The 26407-nt window shown below is 70.1% G+C and carries 23 protein-coding genes; 6 read left to right on the plus strand and 17 right to left on the minus strand.

Translation table 11 applies throughout. The annotated features are described in order from the left end of the window. Positions 1-25 precede the first annotated feature (25 nt). Together purF and purM are read right to left on the minus strand one after the other, a co-directional pair. Entirely contained in the window at positions 26-1486 is a 1461-nt protein-coding gene (gene purF, locus LMI96_RS09370; RefSeq protein WP_228361306.1) for an amidophosphoribosyltransferase, read from the minus strand. Positions 1487-1492: 6 nt separating this feature from the next. After that, positions 1493-2620, minus strand: a complete 1128-nt coding sequence (gene purM / locus LMI96_RS09375) for a phosphoribosylformylglycinamidine cyclo-ligase (protein WP_223722185.1) — start codon at positions 2618-2620, stop codon at positions 1493-1495. 437 nt (positions 2621-3057) lie between these two features. Here purM and LMI96_RS09380 point away from each other — a divergent pair, with 437 nt between their 5' ends. Next, entirely contained in the window at positions 3058-3669 is a 612-nt protein-coding gene (locus LMI96_RS09380) for a zinc-binding alcohol dehydrogenase (RefSeq protein WP_228361307.1), read from the plus strand. A 278-nt stretch (positions 3670-3947) separates the two neighbouring features. Here LMI96_RS09380 and LMI96_RS09385 read toward each other — a convergent pair whose 3' ends face one another. Further along, positions 3948-4685, minus strand: a complete 738-nt coding sequence (locus LMI96_RS09385; protein WP_228361308.1) for a GAF and ANTAR domain-containing protein — start codon at positions 4683-4685, stop codon at positions 3948-3950. Between the two features lie 199 nt (positions 4686-4884). Here LMI96_RS09385 and LMI96_RS09390 point away from each other — a divergent pair, with 199 nt between their 5' ends. Together LMI96_RS09390 and LMI96_RS09395 are read left to right on the plus strand one after the other, a co-directional pair. After that, a complete protein-coding gene (locus LMI96_RS09390) occupies positions 4885-6090 on the plus strand; it encodes an acyl-CoA desaturase (RefSeq protein ID WP_228361310.1) in 1206 nt (401 codons plus the stop codon). A gap of 37 nt (positions 6091-6127) precedes the next feature. After that, complete coding sequence (locus tag LMI96_RS09395) at positions 6128-6301, plus strand: hypothetical protein (RefSeq protein WP_228361311.1); 174 nt, start codon at positions 6128-6130, stop codon at positions 6299-6301. A 47-nt stretch (positions 6302-6348) separates the two neighbouring features. On the opposite strand, the gene LMI96_RS09400 is transcribed toward LMI96_RS09395, so the two are convergent. The 7 genes from LMI96_RS09400 to LMI96_RS09430 form a co-directional block, all read right to left on the minus strand. Then, positions 6349-6699 carry a potassium transporter Trk gene (locus LMI96_RS09400; protein WP_228361312.1) on the minus strand — a complete coding sequence of 117 codons (351 nt, stop codon included), beginning with the start codon at positions 6697-6699 and terminating at the stop codon, positions 6349-6351. Positions 6700-6794: 95 nt separating this feature from the next. Further along, entirely contained in the window at positions 6795-9884 is a 3090-nt protein-coding gene (locus tag LMI96_RS16345) for an HtaA domain-containing protein (RefSeq protein ID WP_228361313.1), read from the minus strand. A 117-nt stretch (positions 9885-10001) separates the two neighbouring features. Then, positions 10002-10781 carry a heme ABC transporter ATP-binding protein gene (locus LMI96_RS09410; protein WP_228361314.1) on the minus strand — a complete coding sequence of 260 codons (780 nt, stop codon included), beginning with the start codon at positions 10779-10781 and terminating at the stop codon, positions 10002-10004. Beyond that, positions 10778-11842: an iron ABC transporter permease gene (locus LMI96_RS09415; protein ID WP_228361315.1), complete on the minus strand. Its 1065-nt coding sequence runs from the start codon at positions 11840-11842 to the stop codon at positions 10778-10780. Before LMI96_RS09415 ends, LMI96_RS09410 begins: the two co-directional genes overlap by 4 nt. Then, positions 11839-12951, minus strand: a complete 1113-nt coding sequence (locus LMI96_RS09420) for an ABC transporter substrate-binding protein (RefSeq protein WP_228361316.1) — start codon at positions 12949-12951, stop codon at positions 11839-11841. Before LMI96_RS09420 ends, LMI96_RS09415 begins: the two co-directional genes overlap by 4 nt. Beyond that, positions 12948-14045: an HtaA domain-containing protein gene (locus LMI96_RS09425; protein ID WP_228361317.1), complete on the minus strand. Its 1098-nt coding sequence runs from the start codon at positions 14043-14045 to the stop codon at positions 12948-12950. Before LMI96_RS09425 ends, LMI96_RS09420 begins: the two co-directional genes overlap by 4 nt. Positions 14046-14230: 185 nt before the next feature. Continuing rightward, entirely contained in the window at positions 14231-14587 is a 357-nt protein-coding gene (locus LMI96_RS09430; RefSeq protein ID WP_228361318.1) for a sterol carrier family protein, read from the minus strand. 142 nt (positions 14588-14729) lie between these two features. On the opposite strand from LMI96_RS09430, the gene purD reads away from it, so the two are divergent. Beyond that, complete coding sequence (gene purD, locus LMI96_RS09435) at positions 14730-16001, plus strand: phosphoribosylamine--glycine ligase (protein ID WP_228361319.1); 1272 nt, start codon at positions 14730-14732, stop codon at positions 15999-16001. A gap of 43 nt (positions 16002-16044) precedes the next feature. Here purD and LMI96_RS09440 read toward each other — a convergent pair whose 3' ends face one another. The 3 genes from LMI96_RS09440 to LMI96_RS09450 all read right to left on the minus strand — a co-directional run bounded on the left by LMI96_RS09440 (position 16045) and on the right by LMI96_RS09450 (position 18914). After that, positions 16045-16590, minus strand: a complete 546-nt coding sequence (locus tag LMI96_RS09440) for a hypothetical protein (protein ID WP_228361320.1) — start codon at positions 16588-16590, stop codon at positions 16045-16047. Positions 16591-16794: 204 nt separating this feature from the next. Continuing rightward, positions 16795-18291, minus strand: coding sequence for a DHA2 family efflux MFS transporter permease subunit (locus LMI96_RS09445; protein ID WP_228361321.1), 1497 nt, complete (start codon positions 18289-18291; stop codon positions 16795-16797). Continuing rightward, a complete protein-coding gene (locus tag LMI96_RS09450; RefSeq protein WP_308015758.1) occupies positions 18288-18914 on the minus strand; it encodes a PadR family transcriptional regulator in 627 nt (208 codons plus the stop codon). The genes LMI96_RS09445 and LMI96_RS09450 overlap by 4 nt, the downstream gene beginning before the upstream one ends. Before the next feature lie 72 nt (positions 18915-18986). Between LMI96_RS09450 and LMI96_RS09455 the strand changes: the two genes are divergently transcribed. Together LMI96_RS09455 and LMI96_RS09460 are read left to right on the plus strand one after the other, a co-directional pair. After that, the gene (locus tag LMI96_RS09455; protein ID WP_228361322.1) at positions 18987-20033 is read left to right on the plus strand and encodes a phosphoribosylaminoimidazolesuccinocarboxamide synthase; all 1047 of its coding nucleotides are present in this window, start codon (positions 18987-18989) and stop codon (positions 20031-20033) included. 216 nt (positions 20034-20249) lie between these two features. Further along, positions 20250-21569 (plus strand): uracil-xanthine permease family protein, encoded by a 1320-nt coding sequence (locus LMI96_RS09460; protein ID WP_228361323.1) that lies wholly within the window; start codon positions 20250-20252, stop codon positions 21567-21569. A 232-nt stretch (positions 21570-21801) separates the two neighbouring features. On the opposite strand, the gene LMI96_RS09465 is transcribed toward LMI96_RS09460, so the two are convergent. The 4 genes from LMI96_RS09465 to LMI96_RS09480 all read right to left on the minus strand — a co-directional run bounded on the left by LMI96_RS09465 (position 21802) and on the right by LMI96_RS09480 (position 26360). Continuing rightward, positions 21802-22830: a LacI family DNA-binding transcriptional regulator gene (locus LMI96_RS09465; RefSeq protein ID WP_228361468.1), complete on the minus strand. Its 1029-nt coding sequence runs from the start codon at positions 22828-22830 to the stop codon at positions 21802-21804. A gap of 73 nt (positions 22831-22903) precedes the next feature. After that, entirely contained in the window at positions 22904-24349 is a 1446-nt protein-coding gene (locus LMI96_RS09470; RefSeq protein ID WP_228361324.1) for a GH1 family beta-glucosidase, read from the minus strand. A 50-nt stretch (positions 24350-24399) separates the two neighbouring features. Then, positions 24400-25326: a carbohydrate ABC transporter permease gene (locus tag LMI96_RS09475; RefSeq protein WP_228361325.1), complete on the minus strand. Its 927-nt coding sequence runs from the start codon at positions 25324-25326 to the stop codon at positions 24400-24402. Continuing rightward, on the minus strand, positions 25323-26360 hold the full coding sequence (locus LMI96_RS09480; RefSeq protein ID WP_223722165.1) for a carbohydrate ABC transporter permease: 1038 nt from the start codon (positions 26358-26360) through the stop codon (positions 25323-25325). The genes LMI96_RS09475 and LMI96_RS09480 overlap by 4 nt, the downstream gene beginning before the upstream one ends. Positions 26361-26407: the final 47 nt, after the last annotated feature.

Raw genomic sequence — 26407 nt, forward strand, 5'->3', positions numbered from 1 at the left:
CCGGATCCGCGGCGCGGCGACACGCTCACGACGTCTGGGTGCCCTCGACCCAGGCCAGGTACTCGTCCGTCACGGTGCCGGTGATGTACCGGCCGTCGAAGCAGCTCATGTCGAGATCGGTGATGTCGGAGCCCTCGAGAATCGCGGCCTTCAGGTCTTCGACCTCCTGGTAGACCATGTAGTCGGCGCCGAGCTCCTGGGCGATCTCGGGGATCGTGCGCCCGTGCGCGACCAGCTCATGTCGGGACGGCATGTTGATGCCGTAGACGTGCGGGTAGCGCACCGGCGGGGCCGCGGAAGCGAACGTCACCGTCTTGGCGCCCGCATCCCGCGCCATCTGGATGATCTCTTTGCTCGTGGTGCCGCGCACGACCGAGTCGTCGATCAGGAGGACGTTCTTGCCCTTGAACTCGCTCGACATCGCGTTCAGCTTCTGCCGGACGCTCTTCTTGCGCACGGCCTGCCCCGGCATGATGAAGGTGCGACCGACGTACCGGTTCTTGTAGAAGCCCTCGCGGTACTCGATGCCGAGCTTTCGCGCGACCTGCATCGCGGCCGGACGCGCGGAGTCCGGAATGGGCATGACGACGTCGATGGCCTCGCGCGGGGTGTGCTTCGCGATCGTGTCGGCGAGGCGGTCACCCATCCGCAGCCGCGCCTCGTAGACGGAGATGCCGTTCATCACCGAGTCGGGGCGGGCGAGATACACGTACTCGAACGAGCACGGCGCGAGCTGGGTCTCGGTGGCGCACATCTGCGAGTGCAGCGTGCCGTCGAGGTCGATGAACACGGCCTCGCCGGGCAGCACGTCGCGGACGACCTCGAACCCGCCGTTCTCCAGCACGAGCGACTCGGACGCGACGACCCACTCCTCGGCGCCGGCGCCGTCGCGGCGGATGCCGAGAATGAGTGGACGAATGCCGAACGGGTCACGGAACGCGAGCAGCCCGTACCCCGCGATGAGCGCGATCGCGGCGTACGACCCCTCGACGCGCTCGTGCACGCGGGTCACCGCCTGGAAGACCTGCGCCGCATCCAGCTCGGGCCCGGAGATCACGGACTGCAGCTCGTTCGCGAGCACGTTCACGAGCAGCTCGGTGTCGGAGGTGGTGTTCAGGTGACGGCGATCGGTGTGGAACAGCTCGCCGGTCAGCTCGCGCGTGTTCGTGAGGTTGCCGTTGTGGACGAGGACGATGCCGTACGGCGCGTTCACGTAGAACGGCTGCGCTTCCTCCTCGTTCGACGCGGTCCCCTTGGTCGCGTAGCGCACGTGACCAAGGCCGATGTTGCCGAGGAGCGCCCGCATGTCACGCGTGCGGAACGCCTCGCGAACCTGACCCTTCGCCTTCGCGGCGTGGAAGACACCGCTCCGCTCCGCTGTCGCGATACCGGTGGAGTCCTGCCCCCGGTGCTGCAGAAGGAGAAGCGAATCGTAGATGTCCTGGTTGACCAGGCCCTGCCCGACCATTCCGACGATGCCGCACATGTGGTGTTACTTCGCTCCGTCTCGTGTGGCGTACGCGCCGACCAGGCGCACGGCGCCGCCGTCGACACCCTTCGCCCCCTGGACGAACTCACCGACAGGCCGCGGCCCGTCACCCACGACACCGACCTGCCAGGCGTCGATGCCGTACTCGCGCAGAACGGATGCGGCCGCATCCGCCTTCTCCGCAGAAACGACGGCGAGGAAGCCGATGCCGAGGTTCCAGGTGCCCTCCGTCGCGGTGAGCTCGAGCCCGCCGATGTCGGCCAGAACGCGGAACACCGGCGCGGGCGACCACGTCGCCCGGTCGACGTCGACCCAGCTGTCGGGCGGAAGGACGCGGGCCAGGTTCGCCGCGATGCCGCCGCCGGTCACGTGGCTGAGCGAGTGCACGCCGCCGCCGAGAGCGTCGATGAGGGCGAGGACGGGCGTCGTGTAGAGGCGCGTCGGCTCCAGGAGTGCCTCGCCCCAGGTGGCACCGAAGTCCGCCGCGTTGTCGCCGTACTGGATGCCCGCGCCCGCGACGATGTGGCGAACGAGCGAGTACCCATTGGAGTGCAGACCGCTCGAGGCGAGGGCGATGACCGCATCCCCGGGGCGCACGCGATCGGCGCCCAGCACGCGGTCGGCTTCGACGACACCCGTCGCCGCGCCGGCCACGTCGTAGTCGTTCACGCCCAGGAGTCCGGGGTGCTCGGCCGTCTCTCCGCCGACGAGAGCCGTGCCGGTGGCCTCGCATCCGGCGGCGATGCCGGTGACGATCGCGGCGATGCGGTCGGGGAAGACCTTGCCGCAGGCGATGTAGTCCGTCATGAACAGCGGCTTCGCGCCGACGACCACGATGTCATCGACCACCATGCCGACGAGGTCCTGACCGATGGTGTCGTGCTTGTCGATGGCCTGCGCGATCGCGACCTTCGTGCCGACACCGTCGGTGCTGCTCGCCAGGAGCGGACGCGTGAAACCGAGCAACGCGGATGCGTCGAACAGCCCGGCGAATCCGCCCACTCCGCCCTGTACCTCGGGTCCGTGCGTACGCCGGACAGCGGTCTTCATCAGCTCGACGGCCAAGTCGCCTGCGGCGGTGTCAACGCCAGCGGCGGCATAGGGGTCGTGGGAGGGAGCGGCCACCTGCACAGCCTACCCGCGCGCCGGGCTTCGGGTACCCGGTGGGGTGGTGCGGGGGGGTGGGGGCGGGTTCGGGGGTGGGGGCGGGGTGCGGTGCGGGGGTGGGGGGGTGAGGTGCGCGGGGCGAGGGGCGTGCGGGGGCAGGTGCGGGGGTGGGGGCGAGGGGCGGGTGGGCGACCGCCCAGGAGAGGGGATATGGCCGAGCGGAGGGGAAATCAGGCGCGAATCCCCTCATCCGGGCGGATTGCCCTCATCTCGCGGAGGTTGAGACGGGACAGACGCGGACGCGACCGCGCAGAGGAGCGCGGCCGAGATGAGGGGATATGGCCGAGCGGAGGGGGAATCGGGCGCGGATTTCCTCATCCGGGCGGATTGCCCTCATCTCGCGCGGCGGATGGTGCGGCGGAACCGGTTCTCGGCGGATGCTGCGCCCCTACAATGGCGCCATGCCGGGCAGCACCGCAGGGCCGCAGTGGATCGTCCGCGAGGACGCGAGTCCGGCCGTCCTGACGGCGCTGTATCTGCGCCAGGTGCTTGGGATCCGTGCGCCGGAGGAGCTTCCGCCGCTTCGCGGCCTCGACACCGTCGAGGTGTCCGCAACGGACGAACACGCGATGCTCGAGCGGCAATGGCGCGCGTACTGGGCGATGACGGTCGAGCCGCAGGCGCACCTGTCGCCCGTTCCGCTCTCGCTCGTGGAAGGCTTCGACACCTACGCGGCCCTCCCCGTCGACGGGGCCGACGAGTTGCGGCGCGCGATCGAACCTCACGCCGGCGGCGCGCTCGCCTTCGCCCGGGCGGCGAGCGAGACGTACGCGAAACGGGAAGCCGCGGGAACTGGCGCCTCCTACCGCGCGTATGCGAGCGCGATCGCCGTCCACGAGCGCCAAGTCGGGCGCCGGGCGCACTCGTTCGAGCTGAACGTGCAGGTGCTGCCCCTGACGCAGCGCGGCCTGTGGTGGATCGGATCCCTGACGGTCGCCGTGACCGACGGACTCCGCGGCGACGTCGTCGCGTTCGACGCCGCGATCCACCCGATCATCGCCGAACTCGCCTGACGCGGACGTCGGTCGCGCACCACGCGCCGCGGCGGCCGCATCCGCCCGCGCCCAGCATCCGCCCCGTCTGTCGCCAGATTCGGAGATGCGACGAGATTCGGATCACACGCGCCCGAACCCTCCGAATCCCGTGACATCTCCGAATCCGGTGACGTCACGGGTCACCTACGGCGCCCGCACCCTGGCCGCGCCCGCACCCGTTCGCGGCACCGCCCGCCGCGCCCGCACCCGCCCGCGGCGCCCGCACCCGCCCCGCGGCGCCCGCCCGCGCGGCCAGGCTAGAACGCGCCGTCGGCGACGAGCTCGCTGAGGGGCATCTCGTCCCGCGCGACCGCCGCGGCGACGTCGCTCAGGCGCTCCTGGCGGGAGCGGGCGTACTTGCGGATCATGCGGAACGCGGTGTCCATGTCGACACCGGCTGCGCGTGCCAGGTATCCCTTGGCCTGTTCGATCGCGACCCGGCTGTCGAGCGCGTGTTGCAGCTGCTCGGCCGCGAGGGTGGCGTTCCGGATGGTGCGCTGCTGCAGCAGGCTGATCGTGGCGACGTCGGCGAGGGCCTGCGCGGCGCGGGCATCTGCGCCGTTGAGTGCGCCCTCCGTCTCGCGGAACAGGTTCAGCGACCCGACCGTCGTGTCTCGCAAGCGGAGGGGGATGGCGTGGACGCCCGCGTACCCGCGTTCTTTCGACGCCTCCGCGAACCGCGGCCAGTGCCGGCGCAGCTCGTCGGCACTCTCGGCCGTCACGAGCCGTCCCGTCGTGACGGCCGCGATGCACGGCCCCTCCCCCGCATTGAGCTGAAGGAGACCGATGAAGCTGCTGCGTTCGCTCGTGGAGGCGACCACCTGCAGCACGTTGTTCTTGTCGGCGAGATGGATGGCCCCCGCCGCGGCGTCGAATAGCTCCACGGCCCGATCGACCAACGTCTGCAGCACGTCGACGACGTCGTAATCGGCCACCAGGCTGTCGGTGAGTGTGACGAACGTCTCGACCAGACGTGATTCTCGCGAATGAGGCACAGGCGACGTCCCTTCGGTTGGGTGACCGATTCACCGTAACCGCGCGCGGCACACCCCGTTGACCACGGCGGACATGCACATCGGCGCCGCATCCGGGTCGACTTGCATCGGCGAGCGCGACCGTTTTACCCTGATCGAGCGCTGCCCCAGACCCTGGCCGCCGGAACGTTCTTCATTCTGATGACGCCCAGGGAGCAGCATGAGTACGCACCGCGCATCGTCTGACCGCGCAACGGTTCGAGAGTCGCGTTCTGCTGACGGCCCGCGCACGGATCTCGACGAACGCCCGGTGCCGTCGGGAGGCCCGAGCACGAGCCCGTTCCGCACGACGGGGCCGGGCAACGGGGCGCGCTCCGGGGGCACCTCCAGCTACTCCGCGCTGCTCGCCCAGGTGAAGGACGCGGGGCTCCTGCGGCGACGATACGCCTTCTACTGGTCGCTGTTCGCCGTGCTCGTCGTCGCGACGATCGGATGCGGAGTCGCATTCGTGATGATCGGCGAGTCCTGGTGGCAGCTCCTCGTCGCGGCAGCGCTGGGCGTGCTGTTCACCCAGTTCGCGTTCCTCGCCCACGAAGCGGCCCACCGGCAGGTGTTCGAGTCGCGGAAGTGGAACGACCGTGCGGGACGGTTCGTCGCCACCTTCGTCGTCGGCCTCAGCTACGCGTGGTGGATGAACAAGCACACCCGGCACCACGGCAACCCGAACACCGTCGGGAAGGACCCCGACATCATGCCCGACACGATCCACTTCCTGCCCGAGGATGTCGCGGCCGTGAAGAGCGCGCCGGTGCGGTTCTTCCTCCGCTTCCAGGGCTGGCTGTTCTTCCCCCTTCTCACCCTCGAGGGGCTCAATCTGCACTGGATCGCCGCCCGCTCGGTGATCAGCGGCAACGGGATCAAGGCCGATGTGGCGCACCGATGGCTCGAGGGCCTTCTGCTCGTTGCCCGCTTCGGCATCTACCTGACGGCCGTGTTCTGGTTTCTGCCCCTCGGCATGGCGTGCGCGTTCCTCGGGGTGCAGCTGGCCGTCTTCGGCGTGATGATGGGGGCGTCATTCGCGCCGAACCACAAGGGCATGCCCACGATCGCCCACGACGCGAAGATCGATTTCTTCTCCCGCCAGGTGCGGACGTCCCGCAACATTCGGGGCGGATGGTGGGTCTCGCTCCTGATGGGAGGCCTGAACTACCAGGTCGAGCACCACCTGTTCCCGTCGATGCCGCGTCCGGCGCTGAAGCACGCCCGGCTCCTCGTCCGCGAGCACTGCGATCGCCTCGACGTGCCCTACACCGAGACCACCCTGTTGCGCTCGTACGGGATCGTCATCCGGTACCTCAACCGGGTCGGACTGTCTGCGCGAGACCCGTTCGCGTGCCCTCTCGTCGCCGAGCTCCGCATCCACTGATCCGCTCCACCCTCACAGACCCAGGACACCCCCACTCATGAAGACCATCATCGTTCTGCTCGTCATCTGGGCGATCCTCGCCGTCGTCGGCTTCGCGCTCGAGGGCCTGCTCTGGCTCGGGATCATCGGGGTCGTGCTGTTTCTCGGCACTCTGATCTTCGGCATCGTCCACCACAACCGGAACAACGCGAAGGCCAAGCCCCGCAGCTGACGCGCCTCTCCCCGCCGCATCATCGCGGCCGTCGGTGGCGTGGGACGTCAGACCTCGTCGACGCGGGTGCGCTCGTGATCGACCGATACCTGGCGCGCGCGCGGGCTGAGAATCCGGTCGAACAGCAGCGCGACGACGCCGCCGAGGGTGCCGCCGACGGCGATGCCGATGAGGGCGAGGAAGCCGAAGACCTGCATCTGGCCGTACTCGACGCCGGATGCACTGGCTCGCTCCGTGCCGTCGAACGCGAAGGTCAGGATCATGGCCGCGAGGACGCCGAGCGCGGCACCGAGCACGAGGAACACCCCGTACTTGGGGGCGCGGCGCACGCGCACGGTCTCGATCCGGTCGTCGATGACGGTGCGGGGAAGGGGGAGGTCCTGCGGCTCTTCGGCCATAACCCCCATTCTCTCACCTGCGACGAAGCGCCGGCCCCCGAAGGGACCGGCGCTTCGGTCGGATGCGGCGGCCGGAGCGCGCCGCATCCGTTCGCTCAGACCGTCAGGCGACGGCGGCGTGCGACGACGAGCAGCGCACCCAGGGCGAGCAGGCCCGCACCCAGCCACATCACGTCGAAGGACGACTCGCCACCGGTGGCGGCGAGGTCACCCGTCGTGGTGCTGTCGCACGGAACCTCAGCGCCCAGCGGGAAACTGAACGACACCGGGTCGAGTGCCGTGCCGGCCGAGTAGAAGCCGGCGAAGGCCTCGGCTCCCGCGGACGTCAGCGTCGCCGACGCGTTCGACCAGCTGATGCGGGCGGACGACTCGGACGCGGCGGGCAGCGAGAGCGTCGCGAAGACGATCCCGGATGCGTTGACCGCGGCGTTGCCGGACGCATCCGTCGACTGCACGTTCAGGATGAGCGATGCCGAAGTGGCGCTGTTCACCTGGATGCGCGGGTTCGACAGGGTCATGTCGAGCAGACCGTTGTGACCCGTGTAGTGCACGGCTCCGGTGTAGCTGACCCGGCCCCGGTCGGAGTCGGTGCTGTACGCACCGGCGCCCGCACCCCAGCCGCCGGAGATGCTGCCGTTCGCGATGCTTCCGGTGATGTAGGAGCGGAAGGATTCCTTCACTCCCCACTGGATGCTGGCACCCGACACCGACTGCGCGACGCACGACTCGGCCGCGGGGGCCTCGACGGCGGGCAGTACGGCGGCGGCCGTGACCGTGAACGTCGCAGACGCGACGACCGCGCCGGCGACGCTCAGCGTCAGGGTGTGCGCGCCCGTCTCGAACCCGGCCGGCACCGCCCAGCTGAACGACACGATCCCGGATGCGGATGCGGTCGCCGTTCCGATCGTCACCGGAGTCGAGTTCGCGACCGCGGTGACGACGTCACCCGGAGCGAAGCCGCCACCGACGATGCTCAGCGTCTGCCCGGGCTGCACAGAAGCGCCCAGCGGGAAGCCCACGAAGGGCGCCGCGGGAGCGGCGACCGTGACCGGTGCGAACGCATCCATCGAACGGTCGGTGATCGACAGACCGTGGGCGGCCGAGGTCGCGACCTGGTAGCTCTTCGTCGCGTCCAGCGTGCCCGCGGGCACCGTCAGCGTCGTGGTGAACTCACCGTTCGTGATCTGACCTGTCTGAACGTGCGCCTGGGCAATCCAGCCGGACGCGGGAAGCGCTCTTTGGCCGCTCCAGAGGGACGTCTCACCGAACAGCACGTACGCACCGTTGGCGGCACCCGGGCCGACGAAGTTCTTGCCCGTGATCGTGAGGACGTTCGTCTTTCCGGCGTCGAGCGCGGTGTTCGGGGTGACCGTGATGGTCGGTTCGCCGACCGGAACCTCGGGCTCGACCGGAACCTCCGGCTCCACCGGGGCGGAGGCGAAAGCGATCGGGACCGCGAGTTCGTTGGCCGCCTGGACCACTCCGCCCGCGCCGATGGTGAAGACCGCGAGCGTCGCGCCCTGGCGGGACTTCGCATCGAGGGTGGCCTTGTCGATCGTGACGGTCCACGAGAAGTTCGCGGTGCCATCGGCGTTCGTCGTCCACTTCAGGTACGGCGATGCGGTCTCGGTCGACTGCACCCACGCGGAGTAGGCGTTCGAGCGCGCTCCGGATGCCGCGCCCTCCGACGGACGCCACGACTCGTTGATCCAGCCGATCTGGGCGTAGAAGCCAGCCGGCTTGCCGGCCGTCGGGCCGTACAGCCCCAGGGCCGAGGTGTCGAAGTTCGTGCCCGTCACGGTGACGGTCTCACCCTCGGGATCGAGGCCCGCGGTCTTCGACACGGTGATCGACGGGACCACCGGCTCCACCGGGGCCGCAGCGAAGGTGATCGGGGTGTAGGTCTCGAACGGCGCGTACTTCGCGCCGCCGCCCGGGTAGGTGTACACACCCCAGTTGCCGTCGACCAGAGCGCCCTCGGCTTCAGACACCGTCAACGTGGTCGTGAACGTCCCCTCGGGAGTGATCTCGATCGCGCCCGCAGCCGGTCCGCCCACCGTGGCCATATCCCCGGCGAGGAGGCCCCATTTGGTATCGAACGTCTTCCGCGCGGTGCTCGCGGCACCGGCCGACGGCTGCCACACATCGGCGAATGAACCGAAGGCGACGTACGCGCCAGCGAACTTGCCCGCGAGCGGCGGGCGGGTGCCCGACGTCGCCGGAGCGTTCGCGATGAATCCGGTACCCGAGACGGTGACCGTCTCGCCCTCGGAGTCCAGACCGGACGTCTTCGAGACGGTGACGGTAGGCACCGGAGCCGGGAACAGTGCGTTCCAGTCGATCGTCACGGCGGAGCGACTGTAGACGTTCTCGTTGGTCGGGACCGACCGCGACGGCCACGCGATGACCTCGTAGCTCTTGGTGCGGTCCAGCGTGGATGCGCTCTGCTCGAGCGAGCCGGAGATCTGCCCCTGCGCGTTCGGCGACACGGCGGCGTTCGGGAACGCGGTGCCCTGGCCGACGCCGGCCAGATCGGTGCCGGCCGGGATCAACGCGACGTACAGCGAACGCGCCTGCTGACCGGGAAGGAGTGGGATGTCGGCGTAGCCACCGCCGGTGATGGCTACGGTGACCTTCTCGTTCGGAACGACCGTTGACGACCCGGAAACCGTGTAGACCGGAGTCGGCTCAGGCTCAGGCTCGACCGGGGCAGGGAACAACGCGTTCCAGTCGATCGCCACGTCGGCACGGGCGTAGAGGTTCGCATCCGACGGGTTCGAGCGCGACGGCCACGCCACGAGTTCGTAGGTCTTCGCGCGATCCAGCGTCGCCGCCGACTGCTCGAGCGAGCCGACGATGTTGCCCTGCGCGTCGGGGGAGACGGCGATGTTCGGAACGGCGCCGCCCTGACCGATCTCCGACAGGGCCGTGCCCTTCGGGATCAGCGCAACGTAGAGAGATCGCTCCTGCTGCCCCGGCAGCAGCGGAATCTCGGCGTAACCCGCACCGCTCACGGCGACGGTGATCTTGTCGTTCGGGGTGCTGGTCGCCGCACCGGCGACGGTGTAACCGTCAGCGGCCTGGGCGGGGATGGCAACCCCGAGGGCTGCTCCGGATGCGATCAGCGCGCCGGTCAGCACGCTCGCCAGCACTCGCCACAGCGGTGCTCTTCGTAATTTCTGCACGGGTAGGACTCCTCGAAAGGGGCGGATGCGCCAGGGAAGACGCGAGGCGGAACATCGCCAAACTTAGGAAAGCCTATCCTTACCTGATCGCGAACTGTGAGTGTTGTTCGCAATTCGTTATCGAGAGCGGCGCGGCAGAATGACCGGGCGGCCCGTGTCGGGATCGTCGAGAACCCGCACCGGCGTGCCGTACACGCGCTCGATGCGCTCCGCGGTCAGAACGTCCGACGGGGCGCCCATCGCCTGCATCCGCCCCTCGTGCAGGATCGCGATGTCATCGGCGTACGCGGCCGCGAGCGACAGATCGTGCAGCACGACGACGATGGCCCTCCCCTGCGCGGCAAGATCGCGCGCGATACGCAGCACATCCTCCTGGTGGCGCAGATCGAGCGCCGCCGTGGGTTCGTCGAGGAGCACGATCGGGGTGTCCTGCGCCAGCACCCGCGCGAGCGATACGCGGGCGCGCTCACCACCCGAGAGCGACGAGAAGACGCGCGACGCGAGGTGCGCCACATCCGCTCGCTCCAGGGCACGCGGGATCGCCACGTCGTCGGGTTCGGCCGTTTCCGACCCCACCCAGGGCGTGCGTCCCATCTCGACGACCTCGGCGGCGGTGTACCCGAACGACACCTGATTCGTCTGCAGCAGCACGGAACGGATGCGGGACAACTCGCGCGCCCGGAACCCCTCGATCGGGCGGCCGTCGAGGGTCACGGTTCCCGACGAGCGGGACGCGTCACCGGTCAGGATGCCGAGCAGGCTGGACTTGCCGGCACCGTTCGGCCCGACGAGCGCGAGGACGCGCCCGTAGGCGACCTCGAGCGTCACGTCTTCGAGGATCGTGGCACCGCCGACGCGATACCCGACGCCGGAGAGGGAATATGCGATGCGGCTCACGCCCACCCCCCGCCCTGCCGGCGGCTGCGCCGGATCAGCCAGTAGAAGAACGGTCCGCCGATCAGCGAGGTGAGGATGCCGATCGGCAGGTCCGCCGACGGCATCAGGGTGCGGGCGAGCACGTCGGCGTACACGAGAAGCGCTCCGCCGCCGAGAGCCGACGCGATGAGCAGCGGACGGTTCGCGGGGCCGATCAGCATCCGGACCAGGTGCGGGATGACGAGCCCGACGAACGCGATGATGCCCACGAACGCGACCGCGACTCCGGTGAGGAGCGCGACGAGCACAATGGAGACGATCCGGAGCCGCTCCACGTGCACACCGAGGTGCGCGGCGGTGCGATCGCCGAGCGCCAGCAGGTCGTAGCGACGCGCCAGGCCGATCGCGACCGCGACCCCCACCGCGCCGACGACGGCGACGATCCCGACCTCGGGCCAGCGCGATCCGTTCATGGACCCGAGCTGCCAGAACACGATCTGCTCGCGCGACGAGGTGTCGCCGAGGAACATGAGGATCGCCAGGCCCGCGCCCGCGAAGGCGTTCACCGCGATTCCGGTCAGGATCAGCGTGACCGACTCGGTGCGTCCCTGGGCCCGCGCGGCGCCGTAGACGAGCATCGTCGCCCCGAGCCCGCCGGCGAACGCGAGAAGCGCCGTCGTCCACGAACCGAAGAACGACAGGCCCAGGGCGATCGCGGCCGCCGCGCCCAACGCGGCACCCGAGGAGACCCCGACCACGCCGGGCTCCGCGAGCGGGTTGCCGAAGATGGCCTGCATCACCGCGCCGGCGACGGCCAGCAGCGCGCCGACGAGCAGCGACATGGCGATCCGCGGGAAGCGGATCTGCCACAGGGTCTGCTCGATGAGCGGATCGGTCGGCGCCCAGCCGTTGTCGATGCCGATCGCCCGCAGCACCGAGCCGACGACCTCCTGCGGTGCGATCGCGAGCTGCCCGAGACCGGCCGACACGATGACGCCGACGACGAGCAGCACCGCTCCGGTCGCGTACACCGCGACCCGGCGCCCCCGGAGTCCGCGGGCGGGCGCGACCTCTGCGCTCACGAGCCGGATCCGGCTGCGGGCGCGTAGATCGCCCGGGCCAGCGCGTCGAGCACGAGCGCGGAGCGCGGACCGAACGACAGGATCTGGCCGTCGTCCATGTCGACGAAGCGGCGGTGCTCGCCCGCGGCGGTGAGGGCGATCGCGGGCTTGTCAGCGAGCAGTCCGTCGACTCCGCCGACGGACTCGATGCCGTGCGTCATCACGAGCACCAGATCGGGATCGGCGGCGACCATCGCCTCATCCGTCATCGGTTTCATGCCGTCCCAGCCGAGCTCGCCGGCGACGTCGATCCCGCCGAGGCCCTCGATGAGCTGGTCGGCGCCCGATTCCTCGCCGAAGAGGTAGTAGACCCCCGCGCTGCCGCGGAGGTAGAGGAACAGCATCCGCAGCTTCTCGCCGTCCTCGCGCGGTGCGATGGCCGCGATCTCGGCGATCTTCGCGTCGACGTCCGCCTCAACGCGATCGGCCAGCAGGGTGCCCGCATCCGGAGCGCCGTAGACCGCCGCCACGTCGTGCGCCAGCTGCGCGGCGCCGGCGAACGACGGCTCGTTCGCGACGAAGACGACCGTGATGCCCACGTCGCGCAACTGCTCGACGACGTCGCGGGGGCCGATGCTGCCGTCCGTGAGCACGAGCGTCGGCCGCAGGGCGATGACCGATTCGGCGTTCACCGTGTGCCCGCCCGACGTCACGACCGGGATGTCTTCTGTGCCCGGGAAGGTGACGGCCTGATCGACGCCGACGAGGGTGTCGCCGAACCCGAGCCCCCAGACCGTCGCCGCGATCGAGCCCGACAGGTCCATCGCCACGACGCGAGACGTGTCGTCGACCGTGACCGAGGAGTCACCCGCGGAATCGTGTGAGACGACCGTCGCGGGCAGCGCCTGCGCGGGGTCATCCGCGACCGGATCGATGCCCGCATCCGCCATCACGGCCGTCGACTCGCCGACGTACCCACGCGGGTCGTCGACGAGATCGAGCGCAGACAGCGGCGTGCTCGCATCGGCGACGACCGAGCTCGCCGTCGGAGCCGGCGTCACCCCGGCGCACCCCGACAGCGCGAGGGCTGCCAGCGCCAGAGCGGCCGCGAGGCGGATGCGGCGTCTCACGCGGAACCGTCCGGAGTGCGCGGGTCGTCCGGGGTCGCGGGGGCGTCTGCGCCGGAGGGGGCGGCGTTGTCGCCCGCGTTGGAGGGGGCGGCGTTGTCGCCCGCGCTGGCGGGGGCGGCGTTGTCGCCCGCGCTGGCGGGGCCCGCGGGGTCGCCCGCGCTGGCGGGGCCCGTCTCAGCACCGGTCGCGCCGGAGGTGCGGCGCCGCAGCACGACCCAGACGATGACGGCCGCCGCGAGGATACCGCCACCGAGCCAGGGGATCCACGAGAGGTCGGCGGGGCCGTCTGCGGAGGCCGCGACCGGGGTCGGCGTGGTCGCGGCGGATGCCTCCGCGGTCGGTTCCGACGTCGGCTCGGGTTCGGGGCACTCGACCGTGAACGAGAAGGTCACCGGGTCGAACGGGGTGCCGGCGTCGTAGCTTCCGAACGCAGCGAAGCCCTCGGCCGTCATCGTCGTCGGCACCGCCGTGCCGGTCACGGTGAGCGAGTCGCCCGACGACTGGAGCGGCGCGGCGGCCAGGTCGAGCGACACGATCGGCACCTGCGCGAGAGAGGCCACGTTCTCGGTGTTGCCGGCCATCGCATCGTCCATGCTGAGCGACGTGATGTCGAGAAGGAGGGCACCCGAGCCGTCGGCGGCGAAGCGCAGAGTCGGGTTCGCGATGGTGGTGTCGAGGAGTCCGTTGTGCCCCGTGAAGTGCACCCCGCCCGCGTAGTGGACGTCACCGACGAGGGTCGCGGGATCGAACTCCCCCGTGGCCGCCGACCATCCGAAGTTCGGGGTCTCGTAGGTGGCGCCGCCGGTCGGTTCCCAGGCGCCCTTCGCGATCGTGCCGGAGATATAGGAGCGGAACGACTCCTTGAAACCCCACGTCAGGGTGCCCGCGGTGATCGTGCATGACGCGGCGGGGGTCGCTGCGGCGCTCGAGACAGCGGCGCTCGAGGCGGCGGCATTGGCGTCAGCGACAGTCGGGACGGCCGCGATCGCCGGGGCGGCAGCCCCGGTCAGTGCCATCGGCGCGAGTGCCAGCGCGAGTGCGGCCGTCCATCCCGCGCGGGCGGACGAACGGGGGCGGACAGAGCGCTGTGACACGGGCGGGCACCTCTCGGCGAGCAGTGGCGTGGCACCCGGCGCTGACCGTCGGGGCGGTCGCGGAGACGTCAAGATGACTCCGGCGCGGGTTGGTTAGGAAAGCCTAACCTTTTCTACGTTAGGCCACGCGAGTTCGCCCGCCAAACCCGAACGTCGAACGTGTTACCCGCGACGGGCTCGACGCGTCACGGGCGCAGCGGCAGCAGATCGGAGATGTCGGCGCGCGTGCCCGAGGCCACGATGCGACCGGCCGACGCCGCATCCGCCCACTGCTCGGCACCCGTCGCGACCGCGATCCACGTGCGCTCATCCGTCTCGACGACGTTCGGGGGCGTGCCGCGGGTGTGCCGCGGGCCTTCGATGACCTGCACCGCGCCGAAAGGAGGAACCCGCACCTCGACCGTATGGCCGGGCGCCTTCTCGACCAGCAGCTGCAGCAGGTAACGCACGGCGGTGGCGAGATCGGTGCGACTCGGGTTCTCGGCCGCGGAGACGCCGGCGAGCGCCGCTCGTCCCTCTTCGGTGGAGATGCGGCGGGCCATGTCACCACGGTACTCGTCGCACAACTCCTCCAATCCTGGCCCGAACCCGCCCCATACGCGCCGGAGGGCCGAAGGTGGAGGAGTTGTGCCGCGCACGCGCCGGCCACCGGCGCGAACGATGGCCCGTCGGTAGGCTGTGCGGGTGAGAATCCTGGTCCTCGGTTCGGGCGCGCGCGAGCACGCCATCATCCTCGCGCTCCGTGCGGAGGCGGCGCCTCACGAGCTGTTCGCCGCGCCGGGAAACGCGGGCATCGGTCGCGACGCGACACTCGTCGACCTCGATCAGAACGATCCCGGTGCGGTCACGGGCTTCGCCCACGCGAACGCGGTCGACCTGGTCGTCATCGGCCCCGAAGCCCCCCTCGTCGCGGGCGTCGCGGATCGACTCCGGGCGCAAGGCATCCCGGTGTTCGGCCCCGGTCGCGCCGCCGCCCAGCTGGAGGGCTCGAAGGCCTTCGCGAAGCGCGTCATGGAAGCGGCCGGCGTGCCGACGGGCCGCGCACGCCGGGCGCTCACGCTCGACGAGGTGGCGGCTGCCCTCGACGATCTGGGCGCACCGCACGTCGTCAAGGCCGACGGTCTCGCCGCCGGCAAGGGCGTCATCGTGACCGATGACCGCGACGCTGCGCTCGCCCACGCCGCCACGTACCTGACGACGGGCCCGGTGCTCGTGGAGGAGTTCCTCGCCGGCCCCGAGGTGTCGCTCTTCTTCGTCAGCGACGGCGACACGGTGCGCCCGCTCAGCCCCGCACAGGACTTCAAGCGCCTCGCCGACGGCGACGCCGGCCCCAACACCGGCGGCATGGGCGCGTACTCGCCTCTCCCCTGGCTCGCCGATCGATTCGGCAGCGAAGAGGCATTCGTCGACCAGGTCACCCGCGAGGTCGCGGAGCCCGTCATCCGGCACCTGGATGCGGAGGGCACCCCGTTCATCGGCCTGCTGTACGCGGGCCTGATCCTGACCGACCGCGGCGTGAAGGTGATCGAGTTCAACGCGCGCTTCGGCGACCCCGAGACGCAGGTCGTGCTGCCGCGGCTCATCGATCCGCTGTCGCAGCTGCTGCTGGCCGCCGCATCCGGCACCCTCGAAGACGAACCCCGCCCCCGATTCACCGCGGAGACGGCCGTGACCGTGGTGCTCGCGAGCGAGGGATACCCCGCGGCGCCCCTGACGGGCCGCGTGCTCACCGGGGTGGATGCGGCATCCGCCGTGCCCGGCACGCACGTCGCGCACGCCGCGACCACCACCGACGGCGACGCCCTGATCGCCACGGGTGGCCGCGTGCTGAGCGTCGTCGGCATCGGCGCGGACGCCGCCGACGCCCGCGACCGCGCCTACCGCGCGCTGGCGGAGATCGGCCTCGACGGCGGGCAGTTCCGCACCGACATCGCCGCCCGGGCCGTCACCGGCTGACGCGCGGGGCGGCGTGGGGCGGGCCTGGGGTGCACCGTGCGCGCTACGGGACGAGGACGGCCTGCACCCATCCGGCATCCGCGAAGTTCGCGTCGGTGATGGCGAGCTGCACCGGTCCGGAGTAACTGAGGCCCGTAAAGGTCGCGGTCGACGGCGTGCCGCAGGCGACGGTGTCTGTAAAGAGGACGCGCTGCTCCTCGCCGGCCTGCGCCGAGCGGAGTTCGTACTGCATCCGGGACCCGGCGCACTCCGCCGTGATGCGGATGGTGCGCCCCGCCTCCGCCAATGCCGGGCCGGCGATGGACTGGCCGGTGGAGATCGCGGGGTCGGAACCCGGCGGGTTGAACAGCGCGACGCCGATCTGTGGCGCGAGCGCAGTGTCGGGCCAGTCGAGGCTCGCGGCCGCATCGGTCGGCGCAGGCGAGGCTTCCGACGACCCGGTCGGGGATGCGGATGCGGATGCGGATGCGGATGCGGTCGCGGTCGCGGTCGGCGCGGCCTCCGGCGCGCACGCCGTGAGGCCGAGGCCCGCGAGGGCTACGGCACCGAGCAGCACGAAGGTGCGGGGGATCGAGTGTGCGTGAGCCATGCGGGCCACGGTACGCAGCGCCGTATCCGCTCGTCCCCCGGCTTGCGGGATCGCCACCCCTCGCCTACCGTCCCGCCTGCGATCGGCCGCGAGACAGCAGTGTCGCGGCGAGACGTCGGCTCCCGACCAACGTCTCGTTGCCCGAATGCAGTCTCGCGGTCATCGCAGGGCGGGAACAGCGGGGGCGGGATCAGCGGGGCGGGATCAGCGGGTGGGGGTGCGGCGGAGGAACAGCACCGACACGACGCCGACGAGCATCACCGCCGCGGGCAGCAGGATCGACTGCGCCATCGCCGACGAGAAGGAGCCGGCGACCGCATCCGGGAGCGTTCCGCCCGCGAACTCCGACGCGCCTCCGGACGCTCCGGGCAGGTTGGCCTCGAGGCGGCTCTGCATGAGCACCGCGATCGCCGCCGACCCGAGCACCGAGCCGATCGTGCGGGTCGTGTTGTAGATGCCCGCGCCCGCGCCGGCCTGCTGCGGCGCGAGGTTGCGGGTGGCGGTCGTGGCCAGCGGCCCCCACATTCCCGCCTGCCCGATGCCGAGCAGCGCCGAGGGCAGCAGGAACATCCAGACCGGAGTATCGACGCGCAGCAGCGCCGAGTACCAGACGAGCGCTCCGGCGACCGCCAGCATGCCGGGAACGAGCAGGTATCGCGGGTCGGTGCGGTCCAGGATGCGGCCCGCGATCGGCGAGAGGATGCCCGCCGCGATCGCCATCGGCACCAGCAGCAGCGCCGACTCGGTCGGCGACAGGCCGCGCGCGAGCTGCAGGAAGAACATCAACGGCAGCGTCATCGACGTGACCGTGAAGCCCACCGTGGAGATCGCGAGACTCGACACCGAGAAGTTGCGGTCGCGGAAGAGCGACATCGGCACGAGCGGCTCGCTGCGCGTGTGGAACTGCTGCCAGATGAAGATCGCCAGCACGACGACGCCCGCACCGATCAGCATCCAGATCGTGATCGGTCCCCAGATCTGGCCCCAGTCGTAGTGTTCGCCCTCCTGCAGGCCGAACACGATGAGGAACATCGCTGTGGCGCTCAGGACGACGCCGACCAAGTCGAAGCGATGCGGATGCGTCGCGAGCTTCGGCACGAGAATCCACGCCAGCACGAACCCGATAACACCCACGGGCACGTTGACGAAGAAGATCCACTGCCAGCCGAGTCCGTCGACGAGGAGTCCGCCGGCCAAGGGACCGACGAGCATCGCGACGCCCGACGTCGCCCCCCACAAGCCCATGGCGGCGCCGCGATGCTGGGGCGGGAACGTCCGCGTGATGACCGCCATGGTCTGCGGCGTCATCAGCGCGGCGCCGAGACCCTGCACGGCCCGCATCGCGATCAGCATGCCGAGCGAGCCCGACAGTCCGCATCCGATCGACGCGATCGTGAAGATCGCGAGGCCGATCAGGTAGATGTTCTTGGGACCGAAGCGGTCACCGAGCCGACCCGTGATCAGCAGCGGAACCGCGTAGGCGAGCAGGTACGCGCTCGTGACCCACACCACATTGTCGAGGTTGGCCGTGGCCGGGTCGAGCGCCGCCTTGATCGCGGGATTGGCGACCGAGACGATCGTGGTGTCGACCAGGATCATGAAGAACCCGATCACGAGGGCCCACAGAGCGGGCCACGGACTGCGTTCCGGCCGGCTGCCGGTGGGAGCCGAGCTGGTGCCGGGGGCGGTGGGGGATGTCATAGCCGTGCGGCCTTTCGTTGCGAGAGATAACGGTCGCTGCGGGATGCCGACGGGTCGGCGCCCCACGCGAGATCGGGGTTCTGCAGGCGCACCAGGAAGGCGTCGAGCCAGGAAATATCGGCGGCGGCGAGCGCCAGATGACGATCCACCTCGATGAGGTATTGCTCGGGGGTTCCGCCGCGGCGCGAGGTGTCGACCTCGTTCTGCAACCGCGCCGCGTCGGCCTCGAGCCCGTCGCGGCGTTCGGTGAGCAGCTGTGCGACCGTCGCGCGGTCGAGCTCGTGGGCCTCCGACAGCGCGACCCGGAACTCCAGGGGGCGATCGATGCGCGGCAGTTCGTGTCGCACCCACGCTTCGACCGCGGCAGAACCCGCGTCCGTCAATGCGTACGTCGTTCGTTCGGGGCGATTGCCGTCACGATCCACGCCGACCTCGGTGACGAGCCCCGCCCGCTCGAGGCGCTCGACCGTGTGGTAGATCGTGCCGTTCGTGAGGGGGATGATGCGGTCATCGCGTCGGATGCGCATCAGCCGGATCATCTCGTACGGATGCATGTCGTCTTCGCGCAGCAACGCGAGCAGCATGACGCTGAGCGGCGTGAGATGCGGGGTCGGGGTGGGCACAGGTACTCCTCATGAACTAGTCCAGATGGACTATAGCGCTTCTTCGCTGCGCATTCTCGCGATAATGGGCGGGTGACCGACGCTCTCTCTCTTCCCGGCTGGCACCACGTCTATTCCGGCAAGGTGCGCGACCTGTACGTATCCGGCGACGACGCGGACGCGGGCGGTGCCGGTGCGTCGAGTGCCGGTGCGTCTGATGCGGGGGCGTCGGATCCGGGGGCGTCGAATGCGCGGGCGTCGGATGCCGGTGCGTCGGATGATCCCCGCGCCACCCCCGGCCGGATGCTGGTCGTCGCGAGTGACCGGGTGAGCGCGTTCGACCACGTGCTCGAGCCGGGGGTTCCCGGCAAGGGCGAGCTGCTGACCACGCTGAGCCTCTGGTGGTTCGACCGGCTCGCCGGCGCCGACGGTGGCCGCCGCATCCCGAATCACTTGGCTGCCGACCACCGGCTCAGCGCGTCCGCCGACGACGCCGCCGAGGCGTACTCGCTGATCCCGGATGCGGTCTCGGGGCGCGCGATGGTGGTGCGCAATCTGAATATGCTGCCGGTGGAATGCGTCGTACGCGGATACCTGACAGGTTCGGGCTGGGCCGAGTACCAGGAGAGCGGGACGGTGTGCGGCATCCGGCTCGTCGAGGGTCTCGGTAACGGCGACCGTCTTCCGGAGCCGATCTTCACGCCCGCGTACAAGGCTCCGATGGGCGAGCACGACGAGAACATCTCGTTCGCGCAGACCGTCGAGCTGGTCGGCGCCGAACGCGCGGCGGAGCTGCGCGACCTGTCGCTGGAGATCTACGCGCGCGCCGCGGCGACCGCGGAGAAGCGGGGTCTGATCCTCGCCGACACGAAGTTCGAGTTCGGCATCGACGCGGATGGCGTCCTGACGCTCGCCGACGAGGTGCTCACGCCGGATTCGTCGCGGTACTGGGACGCCGCCGCGTGGGCCGAGGGAACGACGCCCGAGTCGCGGATGGCGAGCTTCGACAAGCAGATCGTGCGCGACTGGCTCGCTGCAGCCTGGCCGGAGAAAGAAGGCACCCCGCCCGCGCTGCCCGACGATGTCGTCGCTCGCACGGCCGCCCGCTACGCCGAGCTGCTGCAGCGCCTCACCGCCTGACCCGACGCCCGCCGCATCCGCTCGCGCGCCGCATCCGGGCCCGTAACCCGCATCCGCCCCACGTCCGCGAGACGGGATCTTCGCGCCGAGACAGTGGGGTAAACCCGCAGTCTCGGCGCACAGATCCCGTCTCGCGGAGAATAGGCGGGGCCCGCGGAGAATAGGCGAGGCCCGCGGTGAGTGCGGATGCCTCGCCCGCGACGACAAAGGAGCACCATGCCCATCTGGAAACTGCACGGCAACGGCCGGACCGTCGCACCGGGCGCGGTCGTCAGACCCGACGAACGCCTGAACTGGCCGGCGACCATCGCGATCGGCGCGCAGCACGTCGTCGCGATGTTCGGCGCGACCTTCCTGGTGCCGACGATCACGGGGTTCCCTGTCTCGACCACCCTGCTGTTCTCGGGCATCGGCACGCTGCTCTTCCTGGTCATCACGAAGAACAAGCTGCCGAGCTACCTCGGATCGTCGTTCGCCTTCATCGCGCCCGTGACGGCGGCCACAGCGAGCGCCGGCATGGGTTCGGCGCTCGCCGGCATCGTGGCCGTCGGCATCCTGCTGGCACTCGTCGGTGTCGTCGTGCAGGTCGCCGGTCTCGGCTGGATCGACCGTCTGATGCCCCCGGTGGTCGCCGGCGCGATCGTCGCGCTGATCGGCTTCAACCTCGCGCCCGCCGCGTGGGGCAATTTCCAGCAGGGTCCGGTCGTGGCCGGCATCACGCTCGAGTCGATCATCCTGTTCAGCGTGCTGTTCCGCGGGTTCCTCGGCCGCATCTCGATCTTCCTCGGCGTCGTGGTCGGCTACGTCACCGCCGCCGTCCTCGGCCAGCTCGACTTCAGTTCGGTCGCGGATGCGGCGTGGGTCGGCCTCCCGACGTTCGAGCTCGCGAACTTCACCGAGCCGGGTACGTGGTCGGCCATCGCGATGTTCCTGCCCGTCGTGCTGGTGCTGATCGCCGAGAACGTCGGGCACGTGCGCGGAGTCGCCACGATGACGGATGCCTCCGCCAACCGGTCGACCGGCCGGGCGCTGATCGCCGACGGCGTCTCGACGACGGTCGCGGGCATGTTCGGCGGATCGGGCACCACGACGTACGGCGAGAACATCGGCGTCATGGCCGCGACCCGCGTGTACTCGACGGCCGCGTACTGGGTCGCGGGCGTCGTGGCGGTGCTGCTCAGCCTCTCGCCCAAGGTCGGGGCGGTCTTCAACTCGATCCCCGCCGGCGTGCTGGGTGGGGCGACCACCGCGCTCTACGGCCTGATCGGCATCATCGGCATCAAGATCTGGGTCGACAACCGCGTCGACTTCTCGCGCCCGGTGAACCAGTACACCGCCGCCGTCGCGCTCGTCATGGCAGTCGCCGGATTCACGATGAGCTGGGGCGCGTTCGAACTCGGCGCGATCGTGCTCGCCTCCGCTGCCGCGCTCGTGATCTACCACCTCGGCAACGCGATCGCCCGATGGCGGAAGACCGGCGCGGACGATGGCGGCCCCATCCCCGCCGTCGGTCCGCTCGGCGGCGACCCGACCTGACCCCTGGCGGCACCGCACCCACCGAGGCGCGGGTTTGGGGCACGATTCTTCGTTTGGGGCGCAATATTCGCGCCCCAAACGCAGGAATGTGCCCCAAACCCAGAGGGAAGGGCGGCACACAGCCGGGCGGGCGCACGGGCCGGTTGGGCGGGCGGCACGCAACCGGGCGGGCGGCACACAGCCGGGCAGGCGACACGCAGCCGGGCGGGCGGCACGCAGCCGCCACCCGGGCTCAAGCGGAGTCGCGGACGATCAGCTCGGTCGGCATGACCGTGGCGTGGGGAGGCTCGTGGCCCTCGAGGCGCTCGAGCAGCACCTGCGCCATCCGCTTGCCCTGATCGAACGACGGCTGGCGCATCGTGGTGAGCATCGGCGCGGCGCTGGTCGCGAGCAGCGAGTCGTCGTATCCGACGACCGCGACGTCATCGGGCACGCGGAGCCCCGCCGACTCGAGCACGCCCAGCGCGCCGCGGGCCATCAGGTCGCTCGCGACGAACACCGCATCCGGAGTGCTCTGGGCCAGGATGCTGCGCATCGCGGCCGCTCCGCCCTGGATAGTGAAGTCGCCGTCGGCGATCATGCCCGGCGTCACGCCCGCGGCGGCGAGCGCCTGCCGATAGCCGTCGAGGCGGTCGTTGCTCGCGACCATCGTGTGGGGTCCGGTGATCGTCGCGATCGACCGATGGCCCTGGCCGAGCAGGTACTCGACGGCGTCGCGCGCACCGCGCACGTTGTCGACGTCGACGAAGTAGGTCTCGGTCGTCAGCGAGGTCGGGCGGCCGCCGAACACGACGGGCACCGACGCGGCGATGCGGTCGACGAACGTGTCGCCCTCGTGGTGCGACACGATGATCGCCCCGTCGACGGCGCCGCTGCGCACGTAGCCGATCATCTTGTCGTCGGGATCGTTGCTCGCGATGGCGAGGGTCAGCACGTAGTCGGATGCGGAGATCGTCGCGTTGATGCCCGCGATGATCGAGGCGAAGAACGGGTCACCGAAGAAGCGGTGCACGTCTTCGGGCACGATCACGGCGACCGCGAGGGTGCGGCTGCTCGCCAGCGATCGTGCCGCGCGGTTGGGCACGTAGTTCAGCGAATCGATCGCCTGCCGGACGGCGTCGAGTGCCTCCGGACTGACCGCGGTCGACCCGTTGACCACCCGCGACACGGTCGATCGTGAGACGCCCGCGACCCGAGCGACTTCCTCGATCGTCACCGATCCGGCCATGATGACTCCTTCTCCCCCGCGCCGCCGCAGCATCCGGAGCCCGGAGGGGCGGATGGCGGGGGTGCGCACCACGCTCCCCCGCGGTACGGGGGAGCGTCAGCCGAGACTACAACGCGCGAGCGTCGATGATGCGGCGGTATCCGTGTGCACTGTCTTTGAGAATGCGCTCCTGCGTCTCGTAGTCGACGCGCACGATCCCGAAGCGCTTCTCGTACCCCCACGCCCACTCGTAGTTGTCGAGGAACGACCAGTAGAAGTAGCCCCCGACGTCGACCCCGGCGTCGATCGCGTCGAGGATCGCCGTCAGGTGCGCGCTGAGGAAGTGCGCGCGGTGACTGTCGTGCACGTGCGTCTCGCCGTCCTCGACCACGGCCTCGTCGTCGAACGCGGCGCCGTTCTCGGTCACGAACAAGCGCGTGCCGGCGGCGTCCGAGTATTCGCTCGACACCCGCGACAGCAGGCGGGTGAGGGTGGGCGCGTCGACCTCCCAGTGCATCGAGGTGCGCGGCAGGCCACGATCGTGCCAATAGAGGTCGTGCCACACGGGGAACGCCGACTCGCCCCGGCGGTCGGTCGGGGCGTCGCCGCCCATGGGCGGGTGCGCGGGCGGCGCACCGCCGACGTACTCGCCGTGGTAGTAGTTGACGCCCAGCGTGTCGATCGGCGTGGAGATGATGTCGAGATCACCGGGGCGGATCGCCTGCTCGAGGGCGGCGGCCGCATCCGGAATGTGGGTCGCGAAGTCCGAGAGGATGTCGGCCGGGTACTCCCCCCGGAACACCGGGTCGAGGAACCACCGGTTGAACTGACCGTCGATGCGGCGCGCGGCGTCGACGTCGGCGGCGTTCTCCGGGTCGACCGGGTCGGCGACGGTCAGGTTCAGCGTCAGACCGAGGTTGAGGTTCTCGTCGCGCGCCCGCAGCGCCCGGATCGTCTGACCGTGACCGAGGAGCAGGTGGTGCGCCGCGAGCACGCCCTCCGTCGGCGAGTAGTGCCCCGGCGCGTGCACGCCCGCGGTGTAGCTCAGGAACGACGAGCACCACGGCTCGTTGAGGGTCGTCCACACGCCCACCCGGTCGCCGAGCGCGTCGTGCATGTCGAGCGCGTACTCCGTGAACCGGTCGGCGGTGTCGCGGTTCGTCCATCCGCCGCGCTCCTCCAGCGCCTGCGGCAGGTCCCAGTGGTACAGCGTCAGCCACGGCAGGATGTCCGCATCCAGCAGCTCGTCGACCAGGCGCTTGTAGAAGTCCACACCCTTCGGGTTCAGCGCCCCGCCGTCCGGGCGCACGCGCGCCCACGAGGTCGAGAACCGGTAGGTCTGCAGCCCGAGGGACTTCATCAGGGCCACGTCGTCGCCGTAGCGGTGGTAGTGGTCGCAGGCGACGTCGCCGTTGTCGCCGTTGATGACGGCGCCGGGGACGCGGGCGAACGCGTCCCAGATCGAGTCGGTGCGTCCGTCTTCGTGGGCGGCACCCTCGATCTGGTACGCGGCGGTCGCGGCTCCGAAGAGGAAGTCCTGGGGGAATGACCGGGGGGAACTGGTGTGCGGCATGGAACGGAGGTCCTCTCGAAGTGCGGAGATCATGGTGTCGATACCGCCCGTCACCCCTTCACAGCGCCGGCCATGATCCCGGAGATGAGCTGCTTCCCCGCGACGATGAACAGCACCAGGAGCGGGATGGTGGCCATGACGGCACCGGTGAGCACGATCGAGTAATCAATGTAGTAGCCCGACTGCAATTGGCTGAGCGCCGTCTGCAGGGTGGGGTTCGAGGGGCTCAGCACGATGAGCGGCCACAGGTAGTCGGTCCACGCCGTCATGAAGGTGAAGAGGCCGAGGATCGCCATGGCGGGCCGGGCCGCGGGCACGCCGACAGTGAGGAAGGTGCGGAACTGGCTGGCGCCGTCCACGCGTGCGGCTTCGATCAGTTCGTCGGGGATCACATCCACCAGGTACTGCCGCATGAAGAAGACACCGAACGCCGTCACGAGCGTCGGGACGATAACCGCCCCGATGGTGCCGGTCCAGCCGAGCTGGCGCATCACCATGAAGAGCGGGATGATGCCGAGCTGGGTCGGGATGGCCATCGTCGCGATGACGAACAGCATCAGGCCGTCGCGTCCGCGGAACCGGAGCTTCGCGAACGCGTAGCCCGCGATCGTGGCGAACGAGACGACCGACACCGTGATGATGGCCGAGATCACGACGGAGTTGCCGAGCGCCAGCCAGAACGGGATGGCGTCGAGCACCTTCGCGGCGTTCGAGAGGAAGTTGCCGCCGGGGATGAGCGGAACGGTCTCGCTGCGGGTCGCGTTGGTGCCGCTGCCGATGACGAACGACCACCAGAGCGGGTAGACACTGCCGATGATGAACGCGGCGAGCAGCCCGTAGGTGAGAAATCCCGGACGGCTGCCGATGCCGGCGCTGCCGGTCTCTCGGGGCCGACGCCGTCGCGGCGACCGCGGCGGATCGGGTTCGACGGTGTCGACCTGCTGGGCGGGAAGGGGTTCGGGGATGCTGATGCTCATGCGTCGCCTCCGCGGGTTCGGGCGCGGCGCGCTTTCGCGGCGCGCCGGGAGTCGGTTGTCGAGATGCGGCGCGCGATCAGGAAGTTCACGAGACCGAACCCGACGATGAGGAGGAACAGGAGCCAGGCCACGGCGGATGCTTCACCGAAGTTCCGACGGAAGAACGCGAGCTCCCACATGAACAGCACGGTCGTTTGGAACTGCCGATCGCTGCCGCCGATGCCGCCGGCGGTCGAGACGTCGAACAACCGTGGTTCGGCGAAGATCTGCAGTCCACCGATCGTGGCCGTGATGATCACGAAGATCAGCGTGGGCCGGATGGTGGGGATCGTGATGCTGAAGAAACGGCGGACCGGGCCGGCGCCGTCGATGGCGGCGGATTCGTACAGGTCGCGCGGTACCGCCTGCATCGCGGCGAGCAGGATCAGCGCGTTGTAGCCCGTCCAGCGGAAGTTCACCATCGTGGCGATCGCCAGGTGGCTGAGGAAGCGGTCCTGTTTCCAGGCCTGATCGGCGATGCCAAAGACGTTCAGGATGTTGTTGACCAGCCCGTCGGCGTCGCTGAAGATGCTGGAGAAGATCAGGGCGGTCGCCACGGGGGTGACGACGAACGGCACCAGCACGCTCATCCGCCAGAAGGTGGGGGCGCGCAGTCCGCGGTCGAGGAGGTACGCCACGACGAGGGCGACCGCCAGCTGCGGCACCGAGGACAGCAGGAAGATGCTGATCGTGTTCGACACCGAGTTCCAGAACATCCCGTCGCCGAGGATCTCGACGAAGTTGCCGAAGCCGACGAACTCGCCCTGGCCCTTCAAGAGATCCCACTCGTAGAGCGAGACGACGAGCGTGTAGACGAGGGGGAACAGCCCCACGAGTCCGAAGAGCAGGAAGAACGGCGCGACGTAGAGATACGGGGCGCCTCGGTAGTCGGCGCGCGACAGGCGCGTGCGCCAGGCGGGGCGTTCGGGGGTTGCAGGTCGGCGTGCGGACGGAGCGGCGGATGACGCATCCACCGACGGCAATGTCGCGGTCATGTGAGTCCTCTCACTGAGCGGCGGTCGGGGCCTGCCTTTTCGCGCAG

Source organism: Microbacterium sp. cx-59 (genome assembly GCF_020805625.1).
Classification (GTDB): Bacteria; Actinomycetota; Actinomycetes; order Actinomycetales; family Microbacteriaceae; genus Microbacterium.